This window comes from Streptomyces sp. NPDC046881 (assembly GCF_040645015.1).
Lineage (GTDB): Bacteria > Actinomycetota > Actinomycetes > Streptomycetales > Streptomycetaceae > Streptomyces.
This window is the reverse complement of the sequence record NZ_JBEYXJ010000082.1, coordinates 1-24815: the sequence shown is the minus strand read 5'-3', so window position 1 is coordinate 24815 and position 24815 is coordinate 1. Positions and strand designations below refer to the sequence as shown.

General features: G+C 73.0%; 20 protein-coding genes. 6 read left to right on the top strand and 14 right to left on the bottom strand.

Annotated elements, in window-relative coordinates:
* Positions 1-4: 4 nt before the first annotated feature.
* On the top strand, positions 5-1177 hold the full coding sequence (locus ABZ923_RS30005) for a serine hydrolase domain-containing protein (RefSeq protein ID WP_361477637.1): 1173 nt from the start codon (positions 5-7) through the stop codon (positions 1175-1177).
* Here ABZ923_RS30005 and ABZ923_RS30000 read toward each other — a convergent pair.
* From ABZ923_RS30000 to pepN, 3 genes are all read right to left on the bottom strand, one after another.
* Complete coding sequence (locus ABZ923_RS30000) at positions 1144-1956, bottom strand: SGNH/GDSL hydrolase family protein (RefSeq protein ID WP_361477634.1); 813 nt, start codon at positions 1954-1956, stop codon at positions 1144-1146. The two genes, ABZ923_RS30005 and ABZ923_RS30000, sit on opposite strands and share 34 nt — an antisense overlap.
* A 194-nt stretch (positions 1957-2150) precedes the next feature.
* A complete protein-coding gene (locus ABZ923_RS29995) occupies positions 2151-3200 on the bottom strand; it encodes a hypothetical protein (RefSeq protein ID WP_361477631.1) in 1050 nt (349 codons plus the stop codon).
* A 219-nt stretch (positions 3201-3419) separates the two neighbouring features.
* On the bottom strand, positions 3420-6002 hold the full coding sequence (gene pepN / locus ABZ923_RS29990; protein WP_361477628.1) for an aminopeptidase N: 2583 nt from the start codon (positions 6000-6002) through the stop codon (positions 3420-3422).
* 137 nt (positions 6003-6139) lie between these two features.
* Here pepN and ABZ923_RS29985 point away from each other — a divergent pair, with 137 nt between their 5' ends.
* Entirely contained in the window at positions 6140-6778 is a 639-nt protein-coding gene (locus ABZ923_RS29985; protein WP_361477625.1) for a DsbA family protein, read from the top strand.
* Positions 6779-6826: 48 nt separating this feature from the next.
* On the opposite strand, the gene ABZ923_RS29980 is transcribed toward ABZ923_RS29985, so the two are convergent.
* The 3 genes from ABZ923_RS29980 to ABZ923_RS29970 form a co-directional block, all read right to left on the bottom strand.
* A complete protein-coding gene (locus tag ABZ923_RS29980) occupies positions 6827-8254 on the bottom strand; it encodes an FGGY-family carbohydrate kinase (protein ID WP_361477623.1) in 1428 nt (475 codons plus the stop codon).
* A 37-nt stretch (positions 8255-8291) separates the two neighbouring features.
* A complete protein-coding gene (locus ABZ923_RS29975) occupies positions 8292-9317 on the bottom strand; it encodes a 2-hydroxyacid dehydrogenase (protein WP_361477621.1) in 1026 nt (341 codons plus the stop codon).
* An 88-nt stretch (positions 9318-9405) separates the two neighbouring features.
* Complete coding sequence (locus tag ABZ923_RS29970; protein WP_361477618.1) at positions 9406-10209, bottom strand: DeoR/GlpR family DNA-binding transcription regulator; 804 nt, start codon at positions 10207-10209, stop codon at positions 9406-9408.
* 179 nt (positions 10210-10388) lie between these two features.
* Between ABZ923_RS29970 and ABZ923_RS29965 the strand changes: the two genes are divergently transcribed.
* Positions 10389-11810: an FGGY family carbohydrate kinase gene (locus ABZ923_RS29965; protein ID WP_361477615.1), complete on the top strand. Its 1422-nt coding sequence runs from the start codon at positions 10389-10391 to the stop codon at positions 11808-11810.
* Positions 11811-11839: 29 nt separating this feature from the next.
* Positions 11840-12451, top strand: a complete 612-nt coding sequence (locus tag ABZ923_RS29960; protein ID WP_361477612.1) for a histidine phosphatase family protein — start codon at positions 11840-11842, stop codon at positions 12449-12451.
* Between the two features lie 143 nt (positions 12452-12594).
* Here the strand turns inward: ABZ923_RS29960 and ABZ923_RS29955 are convergent, their stop codons facing one another.
* From ABZ923_RS29955 to ABZ923_RS29925, 7 genes are all read right to left on the bottom strand, one after another.
* Complete coding sequence (locus ABZ923_RS29955) at positions 12595-13980, bottom strand: amino acid permease (RefSeq protein WP_361477609.1); 1386 nt, start codon at positions 13978-13980, stop codon at positions 12595-12597.
* 123 nt (positions 13981-14103) lie between these two features.
* Complete coding sequence (locus tag ABZ923_RS29950) at positions 14104-14994, bottom strand: TauD/TfdA family dioxygenase (protein WP_361477606.1); 891 nt, start codon at positions 14992-14994, stop codon at positions 14104-14106.
* An 11-nt stretch (positions 14995-15005) separates the two neighbouring features.
* Positions 15006-16355, bottom strand: coding sequence for an LLM class flavin-dependent oxidoreductase (locus ABZ923_RS29945; RefSeq protein ID WP_361477603.1), 1350 nt, complete (start codon positions 16353-16355; stop codon positions 15006-15008).
* Positions 16352-17086: an ABC transporter ATP-binding protein gene (locus ABZ923_RS29940; protein WP_361477600.1), complete on the bottom strand. Its 735-nt coding sequence runs from the start codon at positions 17084-17086 to the stop codon at positions 16352-16354. Before ABZ923_RS29940 ends, ABZ923_RS29945 begins: the two co-directional genes overlap by 4 nt.
* Positions 17062-17907 (bottom strand): ABC transporter permease, encoded by an 846-nt coding sequence (locus tag ABZ923_RS29935; RefSeq protein WP_361477597.1) that lies wholly within the window; start codon positions 17905-17907, stop codon positions 17062-17064. Before ABZ923_RS29935 ends, ABZ923_RS29940 begins: the two co-directional genes overlap by 25 nt.
* Positions 17904-18947 carry an ABC transporter substrate-binding protein gene (locus ABZ923_RS29930; protein WP_361477594.1) on the bottom strand — a complete coding sequence of 348 codons (1044 nt, stop codon included), beginning with the start codon at positions 18945-18947 and terminating at the stop codon, positions 17904-17906. The genes ABZ923_RS29935 and ABZ923_RS29930 overlap by 4 nt, the downstream gene beginning before the upstream one ends.
* A 217-nt stretch (positions 18948-19164) precedes the next feature.
* Entirely contained in the window at positions 19165-20364 is a 1200-nt protein-coding gene (locus tag ABZ923_RS29925; RefSeq protein ID WP_361477591.1) for an ROK family transcriptional regulator, read from the bottom strand.
* Between the two features lie 424 nt (positions 20365-20788).
* Between ABZ923_RS29925 and ABZ923_RS29920 the strand changes: the two genes are divergently transcribed.
* The gene (locus tag ABZ923_RS29920; protein ID WP_361477589.1) at positions 20789-21367 is read left to right on the top strand and encodes a biotin transporter BioY; all 579 of its coding nucleotides are present in this window, start codon (positions 20789-20791) and stop codon (positions 21365-21367) included.
* A 1245-nt stretch (positions 21368-22612) separates the two neighbouring features.
* Here ABZ923_RS29920 and ABZ923_RS29915 read toward each other — a convergent pair.
* Positions 22613-24031 carry an amino acid permease gene (locus ABZ923_RS29915; protein WP_361477586.1) on the bottom strand — a complete coding sequence of 473 codons (1419 nt, stop codon included), beginning with the start codon at positions 24029-24031 and terminating at the stop codon, positions 22613-22615.
* A 213-nt stretch (positions 24032-24244) separates the two neighbouring features.
* Here ABZ923_RS29915 and ABZ923_RS29910 point away from each other — a divergent pair, with 213 nt between their 5' ends.
* A complete protein-coding gene (locus ABZ923_RS29910) occupies positions 24245-24730 on the top strand; it encodes a ribose-5-phosphate isomerase (protein WP_361477583.1) in 486 nt (161 codons plus the stop codon).
* Positions 24731-24815 lie beyond the last annotated feature (85 nt).

Below are 24815 nucleotides of genomic sequence, written 5' to 3'. Positions count from 1 at the left end.
AGACATGCGCGTACGCACGGCTCTGGTGGGCACCACCGTCCTGCTCCTCTCGGCGGCCCTCGCGGGTCCGGCCGTCGCGGCCGGACCCGCGTCCCCCGGGCACACCGCGACCCGGGAGGCCCTCGAAGCGGCCGTCACGGCCGGCGCCCCCGGCGCGACCGCCACCGCGCGGGACGGCCACGGCACCTGGTCCGCCACGGCCGGCGTGGGCGACACCCGCACCGGCAGGCCGCGCTCGGCCGCCGACCACTACCGCGTCGCCAGCATCACCAAGACCTTCGTCGCCACCGTCCTGCTCCAGCTGGAGGCGGAGGGCCGGCTCTCCCTGGACGACTCGGTGGAGCGGTGGCTGCCGGGCGTGGTCCGCGGCCACGGCCACGACGGCCGCGAGGTCACCCTCCGGCAGCTGCTGAACCACACCAGCGGCATCCACGACTACCTCGACGACCCGGAGTTCCGCCGCGACTACTTCACCGCGGCCGGCTTCGCCGAGCACCGCTACGACACCCTCACCCCGCGGCACCTGGTCGGCCTCGCGCTGCGGCACGAGCCGGACTTCGCGCCGGGCACCTCCTGGGGGTACTCCAACACCAACTACGTGCTCGCCGGCATGGTGATCGAGAAGGTGACGGGCCGCCCGTACGGCACCGAGATCACCCGGCGGATCATCGCCCCGCTGCACCTGGGGGCCACCTCCGTGCCCGGCACCAGGGTCACCCTGCCGCGGCCGCGCAGCAGGGCGTACTCGACGTTCAAGGTCCCCGGCGGCCCGGTGTACGACGTCACCGAACTCAACCCGTCCCTGGCCTCCGCCTCCGGCGAGATGATCTCCGACTCCGCCGACCTGTCCCGCTTCTACGGCGCCCTGCTCCGCGGCGAGCTGCTCCCGCCGCGGCAGCTGAAGGAGATGAAGACCACGGTGGACACCAAGGTCGCGCCGAACATCCGCTACGGCCTGGGGCTCATGGACACCCGGCTGGCCTGCGGCGTCCACGTCTGGGGCCACACCGGCGGGATCCACGGCTCGCTGTCCGAGGCGGAGACGACGGCGGACGGCCGGCACTCACTGGCGGTCAACCTCAACGGCGACTGGGCCGGGGAGACCTCGGACGTGGTCGAGAAGGAGTTCTGCCCGCCGGCGTCTCACCCCGCCACCCGGGTGAGCGCCGGCAGGTAGCCGAGGGACTGTCCCGGTGCCGTCGGGTGGTAGGACTCGGTGATCGCCAGCACGTCGACACCGCGCAGCCAGGGCCGGTCCGAGCAGATCTCGTGCCCGGCGAAGGCGGCGGTGACGTCGGCGAAGGTGAACCCGTGGGCGGTGGCACGCCGGGCGATGACGGCGTTGAGGTGGTCCACGGCGTCGTTCAGGGTGGCCCGTTCGCCGTCCGGCAGGCCCAGCGCGCAGGCGCCCTGGAGGTGGTACAGGTGCGGGTAGCCGAGCACGACGACACGGGCGGCGGGGGCCCTGTTCCGGATGGCCGAGTAGAGCCGGTCGAGGTTGCCGGCGAGGGACCCGTCCATGGTGGTGCGGGCCAGGGAGGCGGCGGACAGGCATCCTTCGGCGCCGCCCAGCGCGCACTTCGCGATGACGGAGACGAAGCCCGTGTCGCTGCCGCCGACGGTGAGCGTGACCAGTCCGGTGCGCGGGCTGAGATGGCCGAGCTGGTCGGTCAGGACGTCGTCGGCGCCGGCGCCGTTGCACGCGGCGAAGGTGAAGGAGGACGGCGCGTGGGCCTCGGCCCACAGCACGGGGAAGGCCCGGCTGCTGCGCTTGCACTCCTTGCCGGCGGCCAGGTAGTCGCCGGCTCCGGCGCCGGAGGAGTAGGAGTCGCCGAGGGCCACGTAGCCGCCGGCCACGGTGCGGGGTGTCACTTGTGCCGTCGCGGGATCGGCGAACGCGCAGGCGGCCGCGAGGAGGAGGGAGCACGCGCCTGCCGCTATTCGGGGGTGTCTCATGACTCTCCTGTACCGTGGCCGGCTCCCCGGCCGCCCGCCCTGCTCGTCCGTTCCGGTGAACCCTCACCCGGCCGGCGCAGCACCGGTGGACGGGTGGCGGTACGCATGAGGAGGGGCCGCCGGTCCGGCCCGGCGGCCCCTCCTCTCCCCTCCTGAGGGCCCTCGGCCCCTCCCGGTGCCGCCCCGGTCCGTCACTACCGGGGCAGTACCAGGACGTACGCGGCCGGGTCGCGGTCCCCGGACGCCATCAGCGCGGTCCGCACCACCGCCGCCTGCTGCTCCAGGGATTCCCGGAGCTTCCTCGGCGTGATGTGCACGACCGTGATGCCGAGGCGCTCCAGGTGCTCGCGCTTGCGGGCGTACTCCGACCACAGCGCGTCGTCGTCCTGCCGGTGGCCCTGCCGGGGGGCGCGGGTGTCGAGTTCGAGGGCGACCGCATGGTCCGGCCAGTAGGCGTCCAGGCCGCCGAGGTCGGGGCCGCCGGGCAGGCGCAGGTCGACGTTCCAGACCGGGTCGGGCAGGCCGTACTCGCGGACCATCCGGTACAGGCGGTCCTCGGCGATCGAGCGGCCCTCGGCGACCAGCGCGTCCACCGCGTCCACCAGGTGCGGGCGGTGCAGCAGCTTCGCCAGGGTCAGCTCACGCACCACGGCCGCCGGTTCGCAGTGGCCGCCGCGCACCGCCTCGGTGAGCAGCCGCCGTACCGCCTGCGCGTCCGTCAGCTCCGCCACCGCGTCCGCCAGCGCCCGCGGCACCGGTGCCACCGGCAGGCCCGACACCGCCTGCGGGGCGGGCAGGGACGGGGTGCGCAGCACCCGCACGTAACCGGCGGAGCGCAGCCGGCGCGAGCGCGGGACCAGGACGTCCACGTGGTCCACGGAGGACAGCGGCGGGGTGGACGAGAAACCGTGCAGGGTCAGCGCGGCGAGGCCGGTGAGCACCGCCTCGCTGTACAGCGGCCGGTGCGGGCTGTCGGCGGTCGGCTGGGCCGGGACGGCCGGCTCGGTGGCGCGGGCCGCGTACAGCAGGGCCCCGTGCAGCCGTTCCTCGCCGGTGGGCGGGCCCGGGTGCAGCAGGACCACGTTCGGGAGCAGCTCCCGCCAGGGGCCGTCGGCCCGGCACTGCTCGGACAGCTCGGCCGGTGTCACGCCGTGGGCGCGCAGCTGGGCCGTCGTCAGGACGCGGCGGTGGACGTCGGAGAGGTGGCGCAGGGGGCGGGGGGAGAGCGGGGTGTTGTGGGTCATGGCCTCGGGATTCCCGCGCCCGGGCACACCCTTAACCGCTGTTACACGTCCGTCGAGAAATGCGGACAAGACGGGACTAAAGGTCAGGTGTTCGGATGCCGAAGGGAGAGGGAAAACCCCTGGTCCGATCGGGTGCGGACCAGGGGTTACGGCTAGATTTGACCGAATCTCGTAACGGTCACCGCCCGGGAAAGCCCGGGCCGAAGCCCAGGCCAAAGCTCAGCGGTCGTCGGCCGCCGCGTCGCACTCCTGTGCGCGCAGTGCCCGCGCCAGGTCGTCCCGCGCCTCCAGCACCAGCCGGCGCAGCGCCGGCGCCGCGTCTTCGTGCGCCCGCAGCCACGCGTCCGTCGCGTCCAGCGTCTCCGGCCGGTCCTGGTACGCCGGGAACAGACCCCGCACCACGTCCATGCCGATCTGGATCGACCGCTCCCGCCACACCCGCTCGATCGCCGCGAAGTACAGCTGCGCGTACGGCGCGATCAGCTCCCGCTGCGAGGGCTGCTGGAAGCCCGAGATCGTCGCCTCCACCAGCGCGTTCGACAGCGCATCGGACTCCACCACCTGCGCCCACGCCTGCGCCTTGACCGCCGCCGACGGCCGCGCGGCCAGGCAGCGCACCTGGTGCCGCTTGCCCGACGCCGTGTCGTCCCGGGCCAGCTCCGCCGCCAGCGCCGACTCGTCCGCCGCCCCGTGCGCGGCCAGCGGCTCCAGGAACGCCCAGCGCAGCTCCTGGTCCACCTCCAGACCCTCGATCGCGGTGGTGCCGTCCAGCAGGTCGGCCAGCAGCTTCAGGTCCGGCTCGGCGGAGGCCACCGCCGCGAAGAACCGCGCCCAGGCCAGCTGGTGCTCACTGCCCGCCTCGGCCGCCCGCAGCTCCCGCAGCGCCCCCTCGGCCAGCAGTTCCCCGCCGGTCTCCCGCCACGCCGGCGCCGCGTAGTGCACCAGCGCCGTGTTCGCCCAGGCGTGCAGCATCTGCAGCACGCCGATGTCCGACTCGCGGCCCGCGAACCGCAGCACCAGGTCGACGAAGTCCCGCGCCGGCAGCAGCCCGTCCCGGGTCAGGTTCCACAGCGCCGACCAGCACAGGGCGCGCGCCAGCGGGTCCGTCAGCCCGCCCAGGCCGGACCGCAGCGTCTCCAGCGAGGTCTCGTCGAACCGGACCTTGCAGTAGGTCAGGTCGTCGTCGTTGACCAGCACCAGCTCCGGCGCCTCGGCGCCCGCCAGCTCCGCCACCACCGTGCGCGGCTCGTGCAGGTCCGTCTCCACGCGCGCGTACCGCTGCAGCGCCCCCTCGGGCGTACGGCGGTACAGGCCCACCGCGATCCGGTGCGGACGCAGCTCCGGGTGCGACTCGGGGGCCTCCTGGAGGATCGCCAGCTCCGCGATCCGGCCGCCCTCGGTGTCCAGCAGCACCTGCGGGGTCAGCGTGTTCACCCCGGCCGTCTGCAGCCAGGACCGCGACCACGCCGTCATGTCCCGGCCGCTGGTCTCGGCCAGCACCGACAGCAGGTCGCCCAGGCGCGTGTTGCCGTACGCGTGGCGCTTGAAGTAACGCCGGGCGCCCTCCAGGAAGGCGTCCTGGCCGACGTACGCCACCAGCTGCTTGAGCACCGAGGCGCCCTTGGCGTAGGTGATGCCGTCGAAGTTCAGCTTGGCGTCCTCCAGGTCACGGATGTCCGCCGTGATCGGATGCGTGGACGGCAGCTGGTCCGCGCGGTACGCCCACGCCTTGCGGCGGTTGGCGAAGGTGGTCCACGCGTCCTTGAAACGGGTCGCGCCCACGTTCGCGAACGTGCCCATGAAGTCCGCGAAGGACTCCTTCAGCCACAGGTCGTCCCACCACTCCATGGTGACCAGGTCGCCGAACCACATGTGCGCCATCTCGTGCAGGATGACGTTGGCCCGCGCCTCGTACGACGCCTGCGTCACCTTCCCGCGGAAGATGTACTCCTCGCGGAAGGTCACCAGGCCCGGGTTCTCCATCGCGCCCAGGTTGTACTCGGGCACGAACGCCTGGTCGTACTTCCCGAACGGGTACGGGTGGTCGAAGTGGTCGTGGAAGAAGTCCAGGCCCTGCTTGGTCACCAGGAACACGTCGTCCGCGTCGAAGTGCGGGGCGAGACCCTTGCGGCACATCGCGCCGAGCGGGATCTCCAGCTTCGTGCCGTCCTCGAAGGTGCGCGTGTAGGAGTCCGTCACGTAGTGGTACGGGCCCGCCACCACGCACGTGATGTACGTCGAGATCGGCTTGGTCTCCGCGAACCGCCACACCCCGTCGACGAGTTCGCCCGCGCCGTTGCTCCACACCGTCCAGCCCTCGGGCGCCCGCACCTCGAAGCGGTACGGCGCCTTCAGGTCCGGCTGCTCGAAGTTCGCGAACACCCGGCGGGCGTCGGCCGGCTCGTACTGCGTGTAGAGGTAGACCTCGCCGTCCTCCGGGTCGACGAAGCGGTGCATGCCCTCGCCGGTGCGCGAGTAGGCGCACTGCGCGTCCACCACCAGCTCGTTCTCCGCATCCAGGTCCTCCAGCGCGATCCGGGAGCCGTCGAAGACCTCGCCCGGGTCCAGGTCCCGGCCGTTGAGCGACACGGAGGTCACGCCGGGCGCGATCAGATCGGCGAAGCTCGACGCCCCCGGCTCGGCGCAGCGGAAGCGGACGGTGGTCACCGAGCGGAACGTGCGCGGCTCGCCGCCCGCGTCGCCGACGGCGGACCGCAGGTCCAGGGACACCTCGTAGCCGTCGACGGACAGCAGGGCGGCCCGCTCCCGGGCCTCGTCGCGGGACAGATTCTCACCGGGCACGGACGGCACTCCCTCGTGATCGTGCGGATGGCGGCTGAACAGGACCGATCCTGCCATGCGCCCCTGACAGGGGGGACGGGGAATGGCAGCGCGGACCGCGGCGTTTCCCGGGGAAAGAGTTCCTGACGAGGAGAGACATGTCGGACAAGACCCCCGTCGACTTCTGGTTCGACCCGCTGTGCCCCTGGGCCTGGATGACCTCCCGCTGGGTGCTGGAGGTGGAGAAGGTCCGCGACATCGAGGTCCGCTGGCATGTGATGAGCCTCGCCGTGCTCAACGAGAACCGCCTCGACGAGCTGCCCGAGGAGTACCGCGAGATGCTCGCGACCAAGGCCTGGGGCCCGGTCCGCGTCGTCATCGCGGCCCAGCAGGAGCACGGCGAAGCGGTGCTCGGCGACCTCTACACGGCGCTCGGCACCCGCATCCACAACCGGGGCGAGGGCCCGGAGAAGTCGGCCGTGGCCGCCGCGCTCAAGGACGTGGGGCTGCCCGAATCCCTGCTGGACCACTGGGACTCCACCCCGTACGAGTCGGAGCTGCGCGCCTCCCACAAGGAGGGCATCGAGAAGGTCGGCCAGGACGTCGGCACCCCGGTCATCGCGGTGCCCGGCCCCGACGGCGAGGAGATCGCCTTCTTCGGCCCGGTCGTCACCCCCGCCCCGCAGGGCGAGGCGGCGGCCCGCCTGTGGGACGGCACGCTCGCCGTGGCCTCGGTGCCGGGCTTCTACGAGATCAAGCGCTCCCGCACCAAGGGCCCCGACTTCAGCAACCTGTAGGCGACGCCGGCACCGGAGACGCCCGACGCGGCGGTTCACGAGCAGCACTCAGCGCCGGGCCCGGTCCCGTGCCGCCGCCAGCAGCTCCAGGTGCTCCTCGTACCCCTTCGCGTAGTACGCCGCCCGGTCCGGGTCCGGCTCGATCACCCGGGTCGGCCCGGTCCAGGCGGCGGTGTCCAGGGGGACGCCGTACCGGGCGGCGGCCGCGAGGACCGCGCCCCGCGCGCCGACCTCGCCCTCCACCACCTTCAGCGGCCGGCCCAGCACATCGGCCAGCAGCCCCGTCCAGGCGAGGCTGCGGGTGCCGCCGCCGCACACCGCGAGCGAACCGGTCAGGCCCGCCGCCTCCAGGCAGTGCCGGGCCGCGTAGCCGATGCCCTCGCAGGTGGCCCGGACCAGGTCGGCGGGGCGCGTCTCCAGGCAGACCCCGAGCAGTTCGGCCCGCAGCCCGGGCTCCACGAAGGGCGCCCGCTCACCGGACGGCGCGAAGTACGGCAGCACCCGCACCCCGGACGAGCCCGGCGGGGCGGCGACCAGCAGGTCGTCCAGCTCTTCGTGCCGGGCCCCGGTGGTGCGCAGCACCCAGTCCAGCGCCGCCGTGCCGACCATCGCGGGCATCGCGCGCAGCCAGTGCCCGGGCCGGTCGGTGGAGATGTACAGCCCCGCCGGTTCGCCGTCCAGGTCCAGCCCGGTGGTGACGACCAGGCTCGCCAGGCAGGTGCCGACGATCAGCAGGCCGTCGCCGGGCGCGGTGACCCCGGCGCCGAGCGCGCAGGCGGGCAGGTCGTACGGGCCGTTCGCCAGCGGGGTCCCGGCGGGCAGGCCCTCGCCGCCCGCCTCGCCGGTCGCGATCGGATCGCCGATGTCCGGGAGCAGCCCGCGCCGGTGGCCGAGGCCGAGGAGGTCCAGCACCCCCTCGTCGTACGCCCGTGAGCGCGGGTCCAGGAACGGCATCGACGCGTCCGACGCGTCCGTCACGGCCCGTTCGGCGCCGGTCAGCCGCTGGAACACCATGTCCTTGCAGTAGACGGCCGCCGCGGCGGCGTCCAGGGCCTGCGGTTCGTGCCGGTCCAGCCAGGCCAGCAGCGGTCCCGGGCAGCCCGGGAACATCGCGCTGCCGGTGCGCCGGAAGACGGTCTCGAAGGTGCCGTCCGCCAGCCACCGGTCCACCAGTTCGTGCGCCCGGCCGTCCATCCAGGAGAGCGCCGGCCGCACCGGGCGGCCCGCCGCGTCCACCAGCCACACCCCGTCGCCCTGTCCGGTCAGCCCGGCCAGCTCCACGGGCGCCTCCAGCCGCCCGGTCAGCGTCCGCAGCACACCGACGACGGCCGCGTACACCTCCCGCATGTCCTGCTCCACGGCTCCCCGGCGCACCTCGAGGTGCACCGGGCGTGCCTCGACGGCCAGTTGCCGCCCGGCCCGGTCGAAGGCGGCGGCCTTCACCAGCGAGGTCCCCACATCGATCCCGACGAACATGCCGACTCCTCTGTTGTGGCCAGCGGTGGGTGGGCCCTTATCGGAGGCAGTGCGCGAGGGGCTCCCCGCGTATCCAGCGGCCTACCTCGGCGGCGGCGATCCGGGCGGCCTTCTCCGCCACCGCACGGCTGGCGCCGCCCAGGTGCGGGGTGAGCACCACCCGGTCGGACAGCGCGCGCAGCCGGGAGTCCGGCGGCAGCGGTTCGCGGGCGAAGGTGTCCAGCGCCGCCGCCGACAGCCGCCCCTCGGCCAGCGCGTCGCACAGCGCGTCCTCGTCCAGCAGCGGACCGCGGGCCGCGTTGACCACCACCGCGCCCGGTGGCAGCAGCGCCAGCTCGCGGGCGCCGAGCAGACCGCGGGTCTCGGCGGTGAGCCGGGCGTGCAGGGTGATGACGGCGGAGCGGCGCAGCAGGTCGTCCAGCGACGACAGGCGCAGCCCGTGCACCTCGCCGCGCACGTACGGGTCGTACACCATCACCCGCGCCCCGAACGCGCACAGCACCCGGGCGACCCGGCTGCCGACCGCGCCGTAGCCGACGAGTCCGACGGGCAGGTCCTCCAGTTCCAGGCCGCTGTGCTCGTAGGTGTAGTACGAGGCACCGGCCCAACTGCCCTGCCGGGCCAGGAGGTCGTGGGCCTGCGGGATGCGGCGCAGGGCGGCGAGCAGCAGGCCGACGGTGAACTCGGCGGTGGCGGCGGCGTTGCGGCCCGGCGCGAAGCACACCCGCACGCCGTGCCGCCCGGCCGCCTCCAGGTTGACGTTGACCGGTCCGCCCCGGCAGACGACGACCAGCCGCAGCGCCGGGCAGGCGGCGAGGACGCGTTCGGTGACTGGTCCCATCTGGGTGACCAGCACCTCGGCGCCGTCGAGGGCCGCGATCAGCTCGTCCTCGGCGTCGCTCGCCTCGCTCACCTCGGCCACCGGCCCGAACGGCTCCAGCGGCCAGCCCAGGGTCAGCTCCCGCACCGCGCAGTCGGCCTCCTCCGCGAGCGCGGCCGTGATCAGGGACGGCAGGACGAAGTGGTCGCCGGCGGCCACCACACGCACACCACTGGAGGTCATCTGAGGAAATCTCCCGTCTCGGCGTCGAAGGCAGGGGCCGGTCCCCGCGACCGGCGGGTCGTGCGCGGCTCACGTGGCTCCGGCGCGGTCATCGCCCTCCCCCGTCCCCGGTGGCGCACACCTCGTAGCGCACCTCGTGCTCGTCCAGGTCGCGCAGCGCCTCCGGGGCGGCCCCGTCGTCCACCAGCAGCAGGTCGAAGCGGGAGAGCGGGGCCACCCGGTGCAGGGCGACCCGGCCCAGCTTGGTGTGGTCGGCGAGCAGGACGTTGCGGGCGGCGATGTCGAGCATCGCCCGCTTCACCGAGACGATGTGCTGCTCCTGGTGGTAGGCGTAGCCGTCGTGCACGCCCGACGTGGACACGAAGCCGACGTCGACGCGGAGCCGGCCGACGGCCTCCACGCAGGACACCCCGAGGAAGGAGGAGTGCAGCGGGTCGTAGTCGCCGCCGAGCGCCATCAGACGGATGCCCCGCTGGTCGGCGAGGAGGTTGATCGCCTCCAGGAAGTTGGTGACGACGGTGAGCGGGGTGACCCGGCCGAGCCGCAGCCGGCGCGCTATCTCCAGGGTGGAGGTGGAGTCGTCCAGCAGGACGGCCATGCCGGGCTCGATCTGCCGCATGGCCCGCTCGGCGAGCGCGGCCTTCTGCGGGCGCATGGTCTTCAGCCGGTACTGCACGTTGGACTCGAACACCCCGGACGGCTGCGCGGTCACCCCGCCGCGGAACTTCCGTACGATGCCCTGCCGTTCCAGCTCGTCCAGGTCCCGGTGGATGGTCATCAGGCTCACCCCGAACCGCTCGGCCAGCTCCGCCGCGCTCGCCGAGCCCTCGGCGAGGACGAGTCCGGCCAGGGCGGCCTGGCGGGCCGCGGGTCCCCGTGGTGCCTTGTCCATCCGGGACCTCCGTCGGTGGGGCGGTGGGGCCGTGGCGGTTCACCGTGCGAGTCGGCCCGACACCAGAGGGTGTATCGGCGCTGAAACGGCGTCAATCCCTTGCGCACGGGGAAAGCAGGGGGAAATCTCAAAAGAGCGTGGGAAGTTCACAGGACCGGTCGCGAAGAGCGGAGGTTCGGATGGATGAGGCGTGGCTCGGGATCGACCTCGGCACGCAGGGGGTACGGGCGCTGCTGGTGACGGCCGACGGCAGGGTGCCCGGCAGCGGCGCGGCGCCGCTCACCCGGGGGCGCCGGGAGGGGGCGCGGCACGAGCAGGACCCGGCGGAGTGGTGGGCGGCGGTGGGCGCGGCCTGCCGGGCGGCGCTCGCCGGGGCACGGGTCCGGGTCGCCGGGGTCGCGGTGTGCGGGACGTCCGGGACCGTGCTGCTCACGGACGACGGCGGCCGCCCGGTGAGCCCCGCGCTGATGTACGACGACAGGCGGGCCGCCGCCGAGGCGGGCCGGCTGCGCTCCGCCGGACTCGCGGTGCAGGACACCTGGGCGCTGCCCAAGGTGCGCTGGCTGGTCCGCGCGCACGGCCCGGGCCGGGTCGCCCACCAGCCGGACGTGATCACCGCCCGGCTGGTCGGCCGCCCGGTGCCCAGCGACTCCAGCCACGCCCTGAAGACGGCCTACGACGTGCACCGCGAGGCGTGGCCCGACCTCACCGGACTGCCCGCGGGCGTCCTCCCGGAGGTGGTGCGGCCCGGCACCCGGCTCGGCGAGGTCTGCCCGGCCGCCGCCGAGGCCACCGCCGTCCCGGCCGGCACGCCCGTCGTCGCCGGCATGACCGACGGCTGCGCCGCCCAGATCGCCGCCGGCGCGCTGCGCGAGGGCGCCTGGAACTCGGTGCTGGGGACGACGCTGGTCCTCAAGGGCGCGGCGGCGCAGCCGTTGTCCGACCCGGCCGGCGTCGTCTACAACCACCGCGCACCCGACGGCACCTGGCTGCCGGGCGGGGCCTCCAGCGTCGGTGCCGGCGTGCTCACGGCCCGCTTCCCGGGCGCGGACCCGGCCGCGCTGGACGCCCGCGCCGCCGCCTTCGAGCCCTCGGCCGCGGTCGCCTACCCGCTCGTCTCGCCCGGCGAACGCTTCCCCTTTCTCGCCCCCCGGGCCACCTCCCTGCTGCTCGGCGACCCGGAGTCGGACGCCGACCTGTGGGCGGCCCTCCTCCAGGGCGTGGCCTTCACCGAACGCCTCTGCCTGGACTACCTCCACCACCTGGGCGCCCCCCTCGACGGCACCCTCACCGCCACCGGCGGCGGCGCCCGCAGCGCCTACTGGACCCAGCTGCGCGCCGACGTGCTGGGCCGCCCGCTGCGCGTCCCGGCCCGCACCGAACCGGCGCTGGGCATGGCCGCCCTGGCCGCGTACGGCACCGGGGCGGGGCCGACGCTGGCCGAGGTGGCCGAGGGCATGGTGCGCGCCGGCACCACGGTCGAGCCCCGCCCCGGCCGCACCGCCCGCTTCACCGAGCCCTACGCCCGGCTGGTGGGGGAGCTGGAGGCGCGGGGGTGGCTGCCGCACCCGGTGGCCGCTCACGCGCGGGCACGGCTGTGAGACGCGCTCCGCCCGGGATACTGCTGCCCATGACTCCCACCACCCTCCTCCTCGCCCGGCACGGGCAGACCGTGTGGCACGCCGAGAACCGGTACGCCGGCGTGAGCGACGTGGCCCTGACGGACACCGGGCGCGACCAGGCCGAGGCGCTGGGGCGGTGGGCCGCCGGGCACCCGGTGGACGCGGTGTGGACCTCGCCCCTGTCCCGGGCGGTCGCCACCGCCGAGCCGGCCTGCCGGGCCCTCGGGCTCGTCCCGCGCCGGGAGCCCGGCCTGCGCGAGTGCGACTTCGGCGTGCTGGAGGGCCGTACCCTCGCGGAGTTCGCGGCGGACGACCCGGCCGCGGCCGAGGCGTTCCGCGCCGACCCGGTGGCGCACCCGTTCCCCGGTGCCGAGGACCCCCGCGCGGCGGCGGCACGCGGCACCGCGGCCCTGCGCCGGATCGCCGCCGCCCACCCCGGCGAGCGGGTCCTGGTCGTCGCCCACAACACCCTGCTCCGCCTGGTGCTGTGCTCCCTGCTGCACATCCCGCTGTCCGAGTACCGCCGCGTCCTGCCGCGGCTGCGCAACGCGGCGCTGACCGAGCTGCGGATCGACGGCGGGCAGGCCGCGCTGCTCTCCCTCAACCTGCCTTCCTGCTGATAGGCTGCAATTGCAACAAGGTCGCAATAAGGCAGCCTGTCCCTCGTGATCGTCTTCTCACCCTTCACGGCGGCGGGGAGCCCGAGCGCCACGAAGGCCCCCACGTGGCACACGTGGGGGCCTTCGCCGGAACGTAACGGCGGTCAGCGCCGGGCGCGCACCCGCTGCCAGACGTAGCCGACGGCCGCCAGGGCCAGCGTCATCACGCCCGTCGAGTACAGCTGCACCCGGGTGTCCGGCTCGCGGGCCATCAGGGCGAAGATCGCGACCATGCCGGCCAGCGCGACCCAGGTCAGCCACGGGAACGCCCACATGCGCACGACCAGCTTCTCCGGGGATTCGCGCTCGATGCGCCGGCGCAGCAGCAGCTGGGAGACCGCGATGAAGATCCAGACGACCAGGATGACCGCGCCGATCATGTTCAGCAGCCACTTGAAGGCGCCGTTCGGGCTCCAGTAGCTGAGCAGGACGCAGACGAACCCGAGGACACAGGAGACGAGGACCGCGATCCGCGGGACCCCGCCGGACAGCTTCGCCAGCGCCTTCGGGCCCTGGCCGCGCTCGACCAGCGAGAAGGCGATGCGCGAGGAGCCGTAGATGTTGGCGTTCATCGCCGAGAGCAGGGCGACCAGCACGACGACGTTCATCAGCTGGCCGGCGCCGGGGATGCCGAGGTGGTCGAGCGTGGCGACGTACGGGCCCTTCTCGACGACGTCCTTGGAGTCCCACGGGACCAGGGTGACGACGACCAGCATGGAGCCGATGTAGAACAGGGCGATGCGCCACATCGCGGTACGGACGGCGGAGGCCACGCCCTTGACCGGGTTCTCCGACTCGGCCGCGGCGATGGTGACCGTCTCCATGCCGCCGTAGGAGAAGACGGACGCGAGCAGGCCGATGATCAGGCCCTCGCTGCCGTGCGGCAGGAAGTGGGTGAGGTGCGAGGCACCGGGGGAGTCCGTGCCGGGCAGCACGCCCGCGATGGCCAGGGCCCCCAGGATCAGGAACAGGCTGATCGCGCCGACCTTCAGCGCGGCGAACCAGAACTCGAACTCGCCGAAGTTCTTCACGGCGGCCAGGTTGGTGCCGCAGAAGACGACCATGAACAGGGCCACCCACAGCCACTCCGGCGTGCCGGGCAGCCAGCCGGAGACGATGTGCGCGGCGCCGATGCCCTCCAGGCCGACCGCCGTGCACAGCAGCACCCAGAACGACCAGCCGGCGGCGAAGCCGGCCCACGGGCCGATGGCCCGCTCGGCGTGCGCGGAGAAGGATCCCGACGACGGGTAGGCGGCGGACATCTCGCCGAGCATCCGCATCACCAGCATCACCAGGAGGCCGGAGACGGTGTAGGCGATCACGATGGACGGGCCGGCGGCGGCGATGCCGGCACCGGAACCGACGAAGAGTCCCGCGCCGATCACGCCGCCGAGGGCGATCATCGACAGATGGCGCTGCTTGAGGCCATGGGAGAGGGAGCCGTCCGCCTGCTGCTGCGGCGGGGTCTCCTTGGTCGTACTACTGGGCATGGGACGCGGCTCCCCCAGGGCAATGGGCGGGCAAAAACCCCGCCAGTGTGGGCAGCCCGTCCGCTCACGCGAAGGGGCTGCCCACTATCCGGACACCTTGTCGTACGGAGGGTGAATATACGGCTACGCGGCCACCGGTGTGTAGTGGGAGGCGTCCCCCTCGATCGAGTAGCTCTCCTTGCCCTCGATGCCGACCGGAACGTCACCGGCGACGGTCACCCGGTGCAGGCGGCGCGGCAGGCCGTCGTAGTTGTCGATGGCGTAGTGCTGGGTGATGCGGTTGTCGAAGAGGACCAGCTGGTTCTCCGACCAGCGGTGGCGCAGCACGTTCTCCGGGCGGATGACGTACGCCTGGAGCAGGTCGAGGATCTTGCGGGACTCGCCGGCCGACAGGCCGACGATCCGCTGCGCGAACCCGCCGACGAACAGCCCCCGCTCCCCGGTCAGCGGGTGGACGCGGACCACCGGGTGGGCGGTGCGGTACGTGATCGAGGTGAACTGGGCGCGCTGGGCGGCCTTCTCCTCGTCGATCTCCTCGTCCGGGACCGCGTAGTCGTAGTCGTTGGTGTGCTCGGCCCACAGGGTGTCGGCCAGGCGGCGCAGCGGCTCGGGCAGGTCCCGGTAGGCGGCCGCCGCGTTGGCGATCAGCGTCTCGCCGCCGTACGGCGGGACGGTGAGCGAGCGCAGGGTGCTGGCCTGCGGCGGGTTGAGGACGAAGGTGACGTCGGTGTGCCAGTGGTTGGCGCGGCCCCGCTCGCTGTCGACCGGCAGCACGTTCGGGGCGCCGTCGACCGCGCCGACCGTCGGGTGGGCCGTGGTCAGGTCGCCGAGGTGGCGGGCGAAGGCCTGCTGGCCGGCGTCGTCCAGGCGCACGTCGTCGAAGACGAGCGCCTTGTGGACGTTCAGGGCCTCCCGGATCGCGGTGACCTCCTCCGGCGCGAGGGGCCCGGAGATGTCGACGCCGGAGACACGGGCGCCGATGCGCGCGGTGACCTTGGTGATCTCGATGGACATGAGGATTCCTCTCAGACGAGGGCGGGGGCGGAGGCGGAGGTCAGGTACTGGTTGGTGGGTCGGGGCAGGCCGTAGCGCTCGCGCAGGGTCTGCCGCGGCCCGTACGCGGTGCGCAGCAGACCGCGGGCGCGCAGGAGGGGTACGACGTGCTCGACGAACGCCTCCAGACCGGAGGGCAGCACGGCCGGCATGATGTTGAAGCCGTCGGCGGCCCCCTGCGTGAACCAGGTCTCGATCTCGTCGGCGACCTGCTCGGGCGTCCCGGCGAAGGTGAGGTGCCCGCGCCCGCCGCCGAGCCGGCCGACCAGTTGCCGCACGGTGAGCCGCTCGCGCCGGGCCAGCTCCACGACCAGCGTGTACCGGCTCTTGGCGCCCTCGACGGCGGACTCGGGCGGCAGGTCGGCGGGGAGCGGGCCGTCCAGCCGCAGCGTCCCGGCCGGCAGCTGCAGCAGGCTCTCCAGGCGGCCCACCCCGTGCTCGTACACGATGTGGTCCTCCAGCAGCTGCTCGGCGGCCCGCGCCTCCGCCTCCGTCGACCCGAGGACGGGCACGATCCCGGGCAGCACCTTCAGGTGCCCCGGATCCCGGCCGGCGGCCCGGGTGCGGGACTTCAGGTCGGCGTAGAAGGCCTGCGCGTCGGCGAGGGTCTGCTGGGCGGTGAACACCGCCTCCGCGTACCGGGCGGCGAACGCCTTGCCGTCCTCCGAGGATCCGGCCTGCACCAGCAGCGGGTAGCCCTGCGGGGTGCGGGGCACGTTGAGGGCGCCGTCGACGCCGAAGTACGTCCCCTGGTGCCGGGGCGGGTGGATCTTGCGGTCGTCGCCCCAGACACCGGCCGCCTTGTCGGCGACGATCGCGTCGTCCTCCCAGCTGTCCCACAGCTTGCGGGACACCTCCAGGAACTCGGCGGCGCGGGCGTACCGCTCCGCGTGCGGGGGCTCCCCGGCGAGCCCGAAGTTCCGGGCGGCCTCCGCGCCGGCGGTGGTGACGATGTTCCAGCCGGCCCGGCCGCCGCTGACGATGTCCAGCGAGGCGAACCTGCGGGCCAGGTTGTAGGGGGAGTTGTAGGAGGTGGAGGCGGTGGCGATCAGGCCGATGTGCTCGGTGGCCGTCGCCAGCGCGGTCAGCAGGGTGAGCGGTTCCAGGGCGCCGGCCGGCCGCTGGGCGAGGTTGCCCCACAGCTGGGGGCCGTCGGCGAGGAACAGGGAGTCGAAGGTGCCGCGCTCGGCGATCCGGGCGAGCCCGACGTAGTGGCTCAGCTCCACGTGGGCGTACGGGTCGCTCTCCGGGAGCCGCCAGGACGCCTCGTGGTGGCCGGTGTTCATCAGGAACGCGTTCAGGTGGAGCTGTCTCGTGGTCACCGGTGGTCCTCCGTGACGCCGAGGGCGGCCAGCAGCCGCTCCCGGTACTCGCCCAGCACCGGCTCCCGGTAGGAGCGCGGGTGGGGGTGGTCGATGGTCAGGTCGAGGCCGATGCGGCCGGAGTCCAGGACGAGGACCCGGTCGGCGAGCACGATCGCCTCGTCCACGTCGTGGGTGACGAGCAGCACCGACGGCCGGTGGCGCTGCCACAGCTCGCGCAGCAGGGTGTGCATCCGGATCCGGGTCAGCGCGTCCAGCGCGCCGAACGGCTCGTCGGCCAGCAGCAGTTCCGGCTCCCGCACCAGGGAGCGGGCGAGGGCCGCCCGCTGGGCCTCGCCGCCGGACAGCTCGCCCGGCCAGGCCCGCTCCCGGCCGCCCAGGCCGACCTCCGTCAGGGCCGCCCGGCCGCGCTCCTGGGCGTCCTTGCCGTCCAGGCCGAGCAGGACGTTGTCCAGCACCCGCCGCCACGGCAGCAGCCGCGAGTCCTGGAAGACGACCGACACCCGCTCGGGCGCCGTCAGCTGCCCGCCGCCGGCCACCCCGTGGTCCAGGCCGGCGATCGCCCGCAGCAGGGTCGACTTGCCGGATCCGCTGTGCCCCAGCAGGGCCGTGAACTGCCCGGCGGGCAGATCGAGATCGATGCCGTCGAGGACCGTACGGCCCTCGAACGACCGGGTCAGGCCGCGCAGCCGCACGGCAGGCCGGATCAGTTGCCCAGTGTGCGGCGCCACGGCAGCACCCTCCGTTCGATGAGACGGACCACGCTGTCGGAGACCAGGCCGAAGACGCCGTAGATGAGCAGGCCGACCAGGATGACGTCGCTCTGGCCGTAGTTCTGCGCCTGGAACATCATGTAGCCGAGGCCGCTGGTCGCGTTGATCTGCTCCAGGACCACCAGGCCCACCCAGGAGCCGGTCACGCCGAGCCGGAGTCCCACGAAGAATCCGGGCAGCGCGCCGGGGACCACGACCTGGCGGACGAAGGCGAGCCGCGACAGGCCCTGCACCTCGGCGAGTTCGACGAAGCGGCTGTCGATGCCGGACAGCGCGGCGTGCGTGTTCAGATAGATCGGTACGTAGACGACGATCGCGATGATGGCGATCTTGAAGGTCTCGCCGATGCCCAGCCAGAGGATGAACAGCGGGATCAGACCGAGGGTGGGAATCGCCCGGTTGAGCTGCACGGTCCCGTCGATCAGCGCCTCCCCGGCCCGGCTCAGACCGGAGACGAGCGCGAGCACCACCCCGGCGGTCAGGCCGATCGCGAAGCCGTAGCCGGCCCGCTGCAGCGAGGTCAGCACATCGGTGGGCAGCGTGCCGTCCGTCCACAGGTGGCCGGCCGTCCTCAGCACCGTCCAGGGCGCCGGGATCGCGCTCGGGTCGAGGGCTTCGGCGGCCGAGGCGGCGGCCCACACGGCCAGCAGCGTCAGCGGGCCGGCCAGCCGGGCGGCGGGCAGCCGGCGGCCGGGGGACAGGCGGCGGCGCCTGCGGACCTCGGAGAGTTCCCCGGCGGCCGGCGCCGCCACGGCCGTCGTCGTGGTCACGGCGGTCACCTCCGGTACTCCTCGGGTACGGCCTTGGCGGCGATGGACTCGAAGCGGTGGTCGAAGAGCGAGGACACGTCGAACTTCTTCACGAAGCCGCCCTCGGCGAGCAGATCGGCGGTCTCCTGCTCCCACCGGATCGCCTCGTCCCAGCTGGGCGGGAAGAGCGGCTTGTTGGCCAGCTCGGTGATGCCCCGGGCCTGCGCGAGGGTGAGGTTCTGCGTCTTGACGTAGAACTCCTCGTTCCACACGTCCGGGTGCTCGTACTGCCACACCTGGCCCTTGGCCCACTGCGGGATGTAGGCGGCGATCGCGGCCGCCTTCGCCGGGTCGTTCAGCACCGACTGCGGGGCCCACAGCAGGTTGAGCAGGTCGACGACGTCGGTGGGGATGGAGCGGGCACCCTTGGGCTCGTACTGCTTCAGGTAGGCGGGTGCCTGGTTGATGGCGAGCGGGGCCACGTCCACCTGACCGGACTGCAGGGCGGTGAAGAACTGGTTGCTGGTCAGCGGGACCAGCTTCACCTCGTCGTAGGCCAGGCCCGCCTTCTTCAGCGCCCGCAGCAGCACCACACCCTGCGCCTGGCCCTGGGAGAACGCGAGCCTCTTGCCCTTGAAGTCCGCCACCGTGCGGACGTCGCTGCCGGGCTTGGTGGCGAAGAGGTAGTTGGGCTTGCGGGTGATGTCGATCGCCACGATCTTCGCGGCGAAGCCCTGGTAGTGGGCCTGGATCGGCGGGATGCCGGCGTTGTTGGCGAGGTCCAGCGACTTGGCGCGGAACGCGTTGATCACGTCCGGGCCGGCCCCGATGTTCACCCAGTCGGACACCGTGAACGGCAGCTCGGGCAGCTTCGCCAGCCTGAACTGCAGCTGCTGCTGGCCCAGATACGAGGCGATCTTCAGTTTGGTGCCGGCCGGGACCTTGCCGGCGAGCGGCTTGGTGGCGGCTCCGCTGGTGTCGGCGGCGGCGTTGCCCTGCGCGCAGCCGGACAGGCCGGCCACGGCGGCGGACGCGCCGAAAACGGAGGTGAGAAAGGCACGACGGTGCATGGGAGGACTCCCAGGAGAAAAAGAACGGAAAAAGGCCGGGAAGGCAGGAGGAATTCCGGCGGACAAGGCCGGAAGGAGAGGAGCTCACACAGCGGGAAACACGCGCTTCATGCGCGGCAATATGTCAGCAACAGACGGTGCGACAGCTGGTGAGAGGGCTCATGACCAGGATGTTCCCGGTCATGCTCGCCCCCTGTCAACATTCCGAGTTTCTGAATTAAATACCCTCAGGTGACGCACCCAGCGGATCCCGGAACAGCGCGTCCAGCACGACCGATCCGCCCGCCACCGCGAGCACGGATTCCGGGAAACTCGTCGGTACGACGGCGGCGGAACGCTCCGGGCCGACCGCCTCCCGCAGCGCCTGGAGGCAGTCCTCGAAGTGCATGACACCGACCTCGGTGACCACGACCGTCTCCGGGTTCAGCACGTCCAGCAGCAGCCCGGCCGCCCGCCCCGTCTTCCGGGCCCGGTCCGCCAGCAGCCGCCGGGCCACCGGGTCCCCGCCCGCCGCCGCGGCCACCACGTGCATCGGGTTGGCCGAGCCGATCACCCCGGCCGCCCGTGCCCGCCGGCACAACGTCCGCTCGCTCAGCTCCACCTGGAGGCAGCCGGTACGGCCGCACGCGCACGGCTCGGTGCCGCCCGGCACCGGCAGATGGGCGATCGCGCCGGCCGCGGACCGGGGCCCGTAGTGCACCTCGGCGTGGGTGGAGAAGGCGGCGTCCACCACATTGCCCACGAACAGGTGCAGCACGCTCCGGCTGCCCCGGGCCCGCCCGAACAGCCGCTCCCCGTGCACCAGCGCCCGCGCGTGCCCGTCCACCTGGACCGGCAGGCCGGTACGGGCGCCCAGCAGCTCCCGCACCGGCACGTCCCGCCAGTCCAGCAGCTCGTGCTCGACCACGGTGCCCGTCTCCCGGTCCACCCAGCCGCCCACCGCCACCCCGACCCCCAGCGGGCGCCGGCCCGGTATCCCGGCCAGCAGCCCCGCGAGTCCCTCTGCCGCCCGCGCCAGCACCCAGCCGGGCTCGGTCCGCTCGTGCCGCAACTCCCGCTGCGCCACCACCCGGCCGCGCAGATCCAGCAGCGCCACCGTCGTGTACGGCACGGCCACGTGCACCCCGGCGACCAGGAAACGGGTGTCGTCCAGGTCGACGGGCACGTGCGGGCGGCCGACCCCGTTCGAACGGCGGGGCGCGGCCGACTCCCGGATCAGGCCCCGCTCGGCGAGCCGGGCACAGTGCTCGGTCACCGACGCGGGCGACAGCCCGGTCAGCCGGGCGATGGTGCTGCGCGCCACCGGTCCGTGCTCCAGCACGGAGCGCAGCACGACACTGGCGCTGGTGCGCCGCCGGTCGCTGTCGGCGGCGCGCGGAACGGGCGAGGGCAGGGTGGGAGCCGCGGTACGGGGCATGAGGACCGTCCTCGGGAACGGGGCCGACACGTCTCGGAGGACAGAGGCGCGCCGGAGCCCACCCCTACCCGGGGCGGCGACAGGTGGCCGTGCCCTGGCGTCGCAGGTCGACATAGCGACGCGAGGTGAGATTCCGGGCCTGGGCAACCATGGCTGGAAGAGTAGGGCAGGAACGGTGAATCCGGCCAGACGACCCGGATGCGTTTGGTGGGATCCCACAGTGTCCTCGGTGCCCGGCCGAGTGAGCTGGGCGTCCCTGCCTCTGTGATCAGCGTCACGACCGGACCGGTGTAACCAGCACCCTTTGTCTGGAGCCCACCAAGGTCGCGCTCCGCCCTTTGTCGAGCGCTGACGGTGATCGGCCCGAGGTGGCTGGGATAGCGTCACCGTGTCCCAGCATGTCCCCGTCACCCGCGGAGTACCCATGAGCACCGCTGCCGCCACCGCCCGCCCCCGCGAGGTACTCGCCGACCTGCTCCCCGCGTCCCGCGTCCGGGACGTGGCGCTCGTGCTCGGCGGCGCCGCGCTCACCGGCCTGGCCGCCCAGATCGCCGTCCCCGTCCCGGGCTCCCCGGTGCCGGTGACCGGCCAGACCTTCGCCGCGCTGCTGGTCGGCACGGCGCTCGGCGCGAGCCGGGGCTTCGCCGCGCTCGCCGTGTACGCCCTCGCCGGACTCGCCGGCGTGCCGTGGTTCGCCCACGGCACCTCCGGGGCCTCCGTCTCCTTCGGCTACATCCTCGGCATGCTGCTGGCGTCCACCGTCGTGGGCGCCCTGGCCCGCCGCGGCGCCGACCGCTCCGTGCTGCGCATGGCCGGCACGATGCTGCTGGGCGAGGCGATCATCTACGCGATCGGCGTTCCGTACCTGGCCTACGTCGCCGACCTCTCCGCCTCCCAGGCCCTCGCCGTCGGCCTCACCCCGTTCCTGATCGGCGACGCCGTGAAGGCGGCCCTGGCGATGGGCCTCCTGCCCACGGCATGGAAGCTCGTCGACAAGCGCTGACACGCTCGCCCCCACCTCAAGAGGCTCGCCGGGTCACGGTTCTCCCGACCCGGGCGGGCCTCTTCCACGTTTCCGGTCCGAACGGCCCGGCACCGCCTGGGTCGGCGGTCCCGAGCGGGGGGTGGCGCGGGCACCAGGGTGGGGGCTGTTGCGGGGGACCGGCCGGAGGAGTGGGTGTCGCCCCCACCACAAGAGAGGGTCGCCGGGTCACGGTTCTCCCCGACCCGGGCGGGCCTCTTCCACGTTTCCGGTCCGAACGGCTTGGCGCCGCGGTGCCTGGCCCCGAGCGGTGCGTCGGCCGAACGGTCAGGCACTGCATGGGGGTCCCGGCTCCGAGCGATGGGTCGGCCGAATGGCCCGGCACAGCCTGGGTGCCCGGCCCCGAGCCGCGCCGTCGGTCGGGTGGCGAGGGCACCGGGGTCAGGGGCTGCCGCCGGCCGCCGGAGGAGTGGGGTCTCGGGTCCACTGGAAGAGGCTCGCAGGTCACGGTTCTCCCCGACCTGTGTGGGCCTCTTCCACGTTTCCGGTCGGAACGGCTTGGCACTGCGGTGCTTGGCCCCGAGCGGGGGGTCGGCCGAGCAGGCCGGCAGCGCCTGGGTCCCCGGCTCCGAGCGGGGGGCGAACGGCCAGGCACTGCATGGGGCCCCGGCCCCGAGCGGGGGTCGGCCGAATGGCCCGGCACAGCCTGGGTGCCCGGCCCCGAGCCGCGCCGTCGGTCGGGTGGCGAGGGCACCGGGGTCAGGGGCTGCCGTCGGCCGGCCGGAGGAGTGGGGTCTCGGGTCCACTGGAAGAGGTTCGCCGGGTCACGGTTTTCCCGACCCGGGCGGGCCTCTTCCACGTTTCCGGTCCGAATGGCCCGGCACCGCGGTGCCCGGCCTCGAGCGGTGCGTCGCCGGAGCAGCCCGGTACCGCCTGGGTCCCCCGCCCCGAGCGGTGCCGGCGGCCGGGTAACGCGGGCACCGGGGCCGGGGATGTTGCCGCCGGCCGGACGGAGGCGTGGTGCGCCGCCCGGGTGCACGGTGCCGCGGCCATGCTCGGTGCGGGGCCTTCCCCGCTGCTCGACGCGTAGGGGTTCCCCGCGCGCGGAGCCGGCCCGTACCGGCTGGGGCGCCGTGACCGCCTGTCGTCAGCGCGCCCCGGCCTCCGGACCGTGGGCCGGCGGTGAGCCCGGGGCGCGGAACGCGGCAGGGCCGCATGTCCTGACGGCTTGCGTCAGGTCATGCGGCCCTGTCGGTACGGGTCGGGTCAGCCGACGGACACCTTGTCGGCCGGTGCCTCGGCCGCCGGGACCGGGCGGTTCGCCCGGATCCGCTCCTTCACCACGGCGATCACCAGCACGACCGCCGCGACCAGCAGCGACAGCAGCACGGTCTCCCGGCCGTCGTGCTCGGTGTCGAACAGCATGTACACCAGCACGCCCACGATCAGCGCGGCCGTCGCCCAGGTCAGGTACGGGTACAGCCACATCCGCACGACGAGCTTCTCCGGCGCCTCGCGCTGGATGATCTTCCGCATCCGCAGCTGCGAGAAGCAGATGACCAGCCACACGAACAGGGCCACCGCGCCGGAGGAGTTGACGAGGAAGAGGAAGATCTTGTCCGGGGACAGGTAGTTGAAGAAGACGGCGACGAAGCCGAACACGACCGACGCGAGGATCGCCGCCATCGGCACACCCCGGCTGTTGACGCGGGCGAACGCCTTCGGCGCGTCACCCCGCTCACCGAGCGAGAAGGCCATGCGGGAGGCCGTGTACAGGCCGGAGTTGAGACAGGACAGCACCGAGGTCAGCACGATGAAGTTCATGATCTGACCGGCGTGCGCGATGCCCAGCGAGTCCAGGGCGGCGACGTAGGAGCCGTCCTTCTTGATGGACGGGTCGTTCCACGGCAGCAGCGAGACCACGACCAGGATCGAGCCCAGGTAGAAGACGCCGATCCGCCAGATGATGCTGTTGGTGGACTTGGTGACCGCGCGCTGCGGGTCCTCGGACTCGCCGGCCGCCAGGGTGGCGATCTCGCTGCCCATGAAGGAGAAGACGACCAGCAGCACACCGGTGAGGATCGCGCCCGGCCCGTGCGGCAGGAAACCGCCGTGCGAGGTGAGGTTGCCGAAGGAGGCCTTCTCGGCGTCCACGCCCGGCAGCACGCCGAACACGGCGAGCAGACCGACGACGATGAACGCGCCGATCGCCACGACCTTGATGCCGGCGAACCAGAACTCGAACTCGCCGTAGGAGCTGACGGAGACCAGGTTGGTCGCGGTCAGCACGATCATCACGATGAGTGCCCAGCCCCACTGCGGGACGGCCGGTATCCACCCTTCGAGGATCTTGGCGCCGGCGGTCGCCTCGACGGCGAGCACGACGACCCAGAAGAACCAGTAGAGCCAGCCGATGGAGAACCCGGCCCAGCGGCCCAGCGCACGGTCGGCGTGCGCGGAGAAGGAGCCGGAGGTCGGATTGGCCGCGGACATCTCGCCGAGCATGCGCATCACGAGCACGACGAGCGTGCCGACGAGGGCATAGGACAGGAGGATGCCGGGTCCCGCGGTGGCGATACCTGAACTGGAACCGACGAAGAGGCCGGCTCCGATGACACCACCGATCGCGATCATCGACAGATGGCGGTTTTTCAGTCCTGCTTGGAGGCCCGAACCAGGGGTCATGGACGGATTTCCTTTGCGCCAGGTGAAGCTGCCCGTACGAGCGGTGTACGAGTCGGTCCAGTGAATCCGAGGTGAACGAATTCGGGAACCTCTGAATCCGGATTGTTACTTGAGGTTTCCTTGAGGATCTATGGCCTGGCTCACAGATTTCCTGTCGATCACCCGCCGACACCCGGGGCTGCTGCCCGGAAACGGGCGTGTCACACTCGTTGCATGCGCGTGTATCTCGGCTCCGACCATGCGGGCTACGAACTCAAGAACCACCTCGCCGAGTGGCTGAAGGCCGCCGGCCACGAGCCCGTCGACTGCGGGCCGCACATCTATGACGCCCAGGACGACTACCCGCCCTTCTGCCTCCGCGCCGCGGAGCGGACGGCCGCGGACCCGGACGCCCTCGGCATCGTGATCGGCGGCTCCGGCAACGGTGAGCAGATCGCCGCGAACAAGGTGAAGGGCGTGCGCGCGGCGCTGGCCTGGAGCGAGGAGACGGCCGCGCTCGGGCGCCAGCACAACAACGCCAACGTGGTGGCCGTGGGTGCGCGGATGCACAGCACGGAGGAGGCGACCAAGTTCGTCGAGGTCTTCCTGAACACCCCGTTCTCCGGTGACGAGCGTCACATCCGCCGCATCGACATGCTCTCGGCGTACGAGACCACGGGCGACCTCCCCCCGATCCCGCCCCACCACCCCCAGCAGTAGCCTCGCCGATCACTCCCGCAGCTGATCCGGATCGTCGAGGGGGTCACCGGCCGGGTGCCGATGCGCTCGGCCCTCAGGATGCGGT